Below are 5058 nucleotides of genomic sequence, written 5' to 3'. Positions count from 1 at the left end.
TGAAATCGTCGGAAAAATGACTGATTTCATTGCGATTTATTTATTTTGGACTAGTTATTTCCCAGTCCCCTGTAAAAGCAACTGGGATCGAAAATCTGTTAGATCGCAAATATGGAGAATTGTCTGGTGGACAAAGAAGACGAGCAGATATTGCTCGAGGCTTAGTCCATCGTCCAGAGATTTTATTTTTAGATGAACCCACAACAGGTTTGGACCCTCAAACCCGCAAAAGTGTGTGGGAGACTTTAGAGAAGATTCAGGAAGAAACAGATATGACAATCTTTCTAACAACCCATTACATGGAAGAAGCTGCACAAGCGGATTATATTTCAATTATTGATCACGGTGAAATAGTTGCACACGGTACTCCTGGTCAATTAAAAGAAACATATAGTTCAGATACAGTAAGATTAAGCATTGCTAATGCTGATCGAGTAATGGAGTTGCTTCATAAATCGTCCTATGACTATACTTTAAAAAAAGATACCGCTATTGTTTCTGTTCCAAGTACACTAGATGCTTTGCCTTTATTGGAAGCTTTAAAAGAGTATATTTATAATTTTGAAGTTCAGACGGGAACAATGGATGACGTGTTTATCGCTATCACCGGAAAGGAGATACGCGCATGATCGTTTTAGCTAAACGTAACATGATGATATTTTTCAGAGATAAAGCCAATGTCTTTTTCTCTATGTTAGTGGTACTCATTACACTGGGCTTGTATATCATTTTCCTGGGTGAAAATCTGACGAGTGGAATGACAGAGGTGCCTAATGCAGGACAACTAGTGGACACATGGATTATGGCAGGTATTCTAGCGACAACGTCCTTAACGACAACCTTAGGAGCGTTCGGAATAATGGTCAATGATCGCGACCAAAAAGTAGATAAAGATTTTTTAGCTACTCCATTATCATATGCGAAAAGAGTAGCAGGTTATTTACTTGGAACCTTCTCTATAGGGTTAATCATGACGCTGCTGACATTGATTCTTGCGCAAGCGTTCATATATTTTAACCACGATCAACTATTCACAGTAAATGAATTTATACAACTTGGAGGCATTATGTTGCTTTCAGTATTATCCAGTACGGCAATGATGTATGTAATTGTTGAATTATTTAGAAGTCCAATGGCATATGAAACAGCAACCTCAGTCATCAGTTCCATTATTGGATTTGTAGCAGGAGTGTACGTTCCTTTTGGAGTTCTACCTCGGGTTGTTCAGTATTTTGCCATGTTGTTCCCGGTCACTCATGGCGCGGCTTTATTTCGTCAAGTGATGATGGGGGCAGGTATGGATAGAGCTTTCGAAGGAGTTCCAGTAGAAGTAATTCAGGAGTTTGAACTAACAATGGGAAGTGCTTTTCAGGTAGGGGATACTATACTGTCACCAACAACGAGTCTCATTTATCTAGCGGTAACTACTGTAATCTTTTACGGATTAGCTGTTTTGCTGGCACAACGAAAAAAACGTTAACAGATGATATTAGACCTTTCTTTCACATTGTTGTACGATTAACCAAAGTGATTTGAGGAGGAGAGAATGTGGTAAACGAAACAGACAAAAAGTATTTAAGACGATGTGTTGAATTGGCGAAGGAAGCACTTGAGAAAGGAGACCGGCCTTTCGGTTCTGTTCTTGTTTCTGCTGAAGGAGACGTATTGTTTGAAGACCATAACCATATAGGGTCTGGAGATCAGACCCAGCACCCAGAGTTTAATATTGCGCGTTGGTCCGGTCAGAATATGAGTCCGGAAGAACGAGCTAAAGCAACAGTGTATACTTCTGGAGAGCACTGCCCGATGTGTTCCGCTGCTCATGGAATAGCCGGTCTGGGGCGGATTGTTTACGCCAGTTCGTCTGAACAACTGGGAGAATGGATGGATGAGATGGACGTAAGTAATCAATCAAAAGTATACGGTCTACCAATACAAGAAGTTATCAAAGACCCGACAGTTGACGGTCCTGTTTCAGAACTAGCAGAAGAAATAAAGGAATTACACCGTCACTATTATTCAAAATAATAACATCGAAAAAGAGAACCTTAAATCTGGTTCTCTTTTACTTATATTCCGTTTTCTATACGCCCTTACAACTAGATTATTCCTCACTTAGGTCACATAGGGGCCTCCTATTTGACCTAGCTCAATCAAATGCAACTCGGAAGGTCGCATAGAACTGTTCTATGTGACCTAAAGCAGAAAAAAGAGAGCTGGAAAGTCACATAGAATATCTCATACACCTTTAAGCTAACAATAAAGCATCTTCGTTCATCACATTTCCACTGTTTCGTTTGAATAAATCTAATAAGTCAGGAACAGTTAAGTCTTCTTTTTCTTTTCCAGACACATCCACCACAATTTGTCCATCACTCATCATAATTAAGCGATTTCCATACTTGATAGCTTGTTCCATATTATGTGTAATCATTAAAGCAGTCAGTTTTTTCTCTTTAATAATCTGATCGGTTAAATCTAATACCATTTGACTGGTTTTAGGGTCTAAGGCTGCAGTGTGTTCATCCAAAAGAAGGAGTTTAGGAGTGACGAGAGCCGCCATCAATAGAGTCAGAGCTTGTCGCTGCCCACCAGAAAGTAAGCCTGCATCCATTTTTAGACGGTCCTCGAGTCCCAGATCTAACTTCTTCAGTTCCTCTTTAAAAATCGCACGCTGATTCTCTCGTATTCCCCACCTGAATCGACGTTTTTTTCCGCGTTTCCAAGCAATAGCCAGATTTTCTTCAATCGTTAAACGAGTAGCGGTCCCCATTTTTGCATCTTGAAAGACTCGACTAATATGTTGAGCGCGTTCGTATGCTGGAGCCTTCGTTATGTTTTCTTCACCTAAGAAAATCTGGCCTTCTTCTACGGAAAAGCTTCCTGCAATACTGTTCAGTAAAGTGGATTTTCCTGCTCCATTTCCGCCGATAACCGTAATGAACTCTTCTTTATTGACAGTTAAATCAATCCCTTTTAACACATGATTTTCATTTGGTGTGTCTATTTCGAAGGTTTTATGAATCCCTTCTAGTCTTAACGCTGCATCCATGAGAGCATGCCTCCTTTTTCTTTACTTTTCTGCACTTTTTTCTGACGTTTAGGTAATTTAGAACGAATAGAAGGTAAGCCTAAAGCAATAGCTAGAATAATCGCTGAGAATAACTTCAGATCTTGTGGATCCACTCTCATTTCCAGAACAATTAAGAGAAGCAATCGGTAGATAACAGATCCTAAAACGATAGTCATCAAGTGTTTCACTAGGGTAAGATGACGGAAGAAAACTTCTCCGATGATGATTGAGGCCAGACCAATAACAATGGTCCCAATACCCATACTAATATCTGAATAGCCATTGTTTTGCGCCAATAAGGCACCGGATAAAGCAATTAAACCATTACTTAGCATGTATCCGACGATTTTCATGGTATTGACTCGGATTCCGTTAGCTTCACTCATCGCACTGTTATCTCCAGTTGAGCGAATGGCTAGTCCGACTTCTGTTTGGAAGAAGAGATAGAGAAGGAAGACAACAATTGCAACGACGATAAAACCAACTGTCAGCACAGCATTCATTCTACCCAGACCCCAGCTGGAGACGGTACGCATCAATGTACTCTCTCCAAGCAATGTCAGGTTGGCTTGACCCATAATCCGTAAATTAATGGAGTAGAGTCCGGTCATCGTAATAATTCCTGAAAGTAAAGCAGGTATTTTCCATTTTGTATGCAGGAAGCCGGAAATAAAACCGGCAACCATGCCTCCCACTAATGCAAGTAAAGTAGCTAGCCAAGGCTGGACGCCATTAACGATTAAACTGGTACAGACAGCGGCCCCTAAAGGAAAACTGCCTTCTGCCGTTAAATCGGCGAGTCCCAAGATACGAAAAGTCAGATACACACCGATGGCCATAACTGACCATAACAAGCCTTGAGAGACGCTCGATAATAATAAATCCATTGTTGATATCCTCCTTATTCTTCTGAAAGTGAAATACTTTCCGGATCAATCCCAAGTGCTTCTGCCATCTCTTCATTCACAACTAATTCCAAGTGGTCAGACGTTTCAACTGCAATGGTGCTTGGGTCCGTGCCATTTTCTAAAATATCGACTGCCATTTGAGCTGTCTGACGTCCTAAGGATTCATAGTCGATGCCGTAATTGGCCAGTCCGCCTTCTTCGACCTGTTCTGCTGATCCAGTCACAACGGGTAAGCTGTACTCTCTGGCAATCTCTCCAACTGTAGCGGAAGTGCTTGCCAATGTATTATCTGTTGGGATATATAAAGCGTCAATGTCTTGAGCCAGACTCGTTAGAACCTGCTGAACATCATTTGTCGTTGTTACAGTAGACACTTGAGCTGTCACACCCGCTTCATCTAAAGCTTCTATAGCTAAATTCGCTTGAATTTCTGAATTAGGTTCACTTGAGTTATAAACAATTCCGACTGTTTCTGCCTCTGGAACAATAGAGAGCAACAAGCGGATTTGTTCATCGATCGGTACCATGTCACTCGTTCCTGTCAAATTCATGCCCGGTTCTTCATTGCTTTCTACTAAGCCAGCATCTTCAGGGTCTGTTACAGCTGTAAATAAAATGGGTTTTTCCTGTTCTGCGGTAGCCATTGATTGAGCTGAAGGAGTGGCTATAGCTAACATTAAGTCATTGTTTCGCGATAATTGCTCACTCATACTCTGTAAATTAGACTGGTCTCCTTGAGCATTCATAATATCTAGTTCCATGTTTTCGCCATCTGTAAACCCAGCTTCTTCTAAACCACTGATAAAGCCTTCTTGAGCTGCCGTTAAAGAATTATGGTCCATAAACTGCAAGATACCAACATTCACGGGGTCTTCAGTTGAACCATTTGAAGCCTCACTGCCTTCGTTTCCACATGCCACTAAAGCTAAGCCTGCTGCACCTACTGCTACTAATCCCGTTAATTTCTTTATCCATTTCTTTGTCATTTTCTCCATCTCCTTTTATTTGAAAAGAAAATGCTAAAAAGAGACAAAAAAGCACCTCTCATGGTATAATTAAATCATGAAAAATTTAAAA

At 40.7% G+C, this 5058-nt stretch carries 6 protein-coding genes; 3 read left to right on the top strand and 3 right to left on the bottom strand.

Going from position 1 to position 5058, the window contains the following annotated elements:
• Positions 1-29 precede the first annotated feature (29 nt).
• From ABDZ53_RS07555 to ABDZ53_RS07545, 3 genes are all read left to right on the top strand, one after another.
• Positions 30-629 carry an ATP-binding cassette domain-containing protein gene (locus ABDZ53_RS07555; protein ID WP_343755168.1) on the top strand — a complete coding sequence of 200 codons (600 nt, stop codon included), beginning with the start codon at positions 30-32 and terminating at the stop codon, positions 627-629.
• Positions 626-1480 (top strand): ABC transporter permease, encoded by an 855-nt coding sequence (locus tag ABDZ53_RS07550; protein WP_343755166.1) that lies wholly within the window; start codon positions 626-628, stop codon positions 1478-1480. Before ABDZ53_RS07555 ends, ABDZ53_RS07550 begins: the two co-directional genes overlap by 4 nt.
• Before the next feature lie 68 nt (positions 1481-1548).
• Entirely contained in the window at positions 1549-2028 is a 480-nt protein-coding gene (locus ABDZ53_RS07545; RefSeq protein WP_343755164.1) for a nucleoside deaminase, read from the top strand.
• Positions 2029-2248: 220 nt separating this feature from the next.
• Here ABDZ53_RS07545 and ABDZ53_RS07540 read toward each other — a convergent pair whose 3' ends face one another.
• From ABDZ53_RS07540 to ABDZ53_RS07530, 3 genes are read right to left on the bottom strand one after another with little or no spacing between them, the layout of a single operon-like run.
• Positions 2249-3052 carry an ABC transporter ATP-binding protein gene (locus ABDZ53_RS07540; protein ID WP_343755161.1) on the bottom strand — a complete coding sequence of 268 codons (804 nt, stop codon included), beginning with the start codon at positions 3050-3052 and terminating at the stop codon, positions 2249-2251.
• Positions 3037-3960 (bottom strand): ABC transporter permease, encoded by a 924-nt coding sequence (locus tag ABDZ53_RS07535; RefSeq protein WP_343755159.1) that lies wholly within the window; start codon positions 3958-3960, stop codon positions 3037-3039. The genes ABDZ53_RS07540 and ABDZ53_RS07535 overlap by 16 nt, the downstream gene beginning before the upstream one ends.
• Positions 3961-3974: 14 nt before the next feature.
• Entirely contained in the window at positions 3975-4967 is a 993-nt protein-coding gene (locus ABDZ53_RS07530) for an ABC transporter substrate-binding protein (RefSeq protein WP_343755157.1), read from the bottom strand.
• Positions 4968-5058 lie beyond the last annotated feature (91 nt).

This window comes from Alkalibacterium iburiense, from assembly GCF_039521845.1.
Lineage (GTDB): Bacteria > Bacillota > Bacilli > Lactobacillales > Carnobacteriaceae_A > Alkalibacterium > Alkalibacterium iburiense.
Note: the sequence above shows the minus strand (reverse complement) of the source record. Positions and strands in the feature narration are given on the sequence as shown.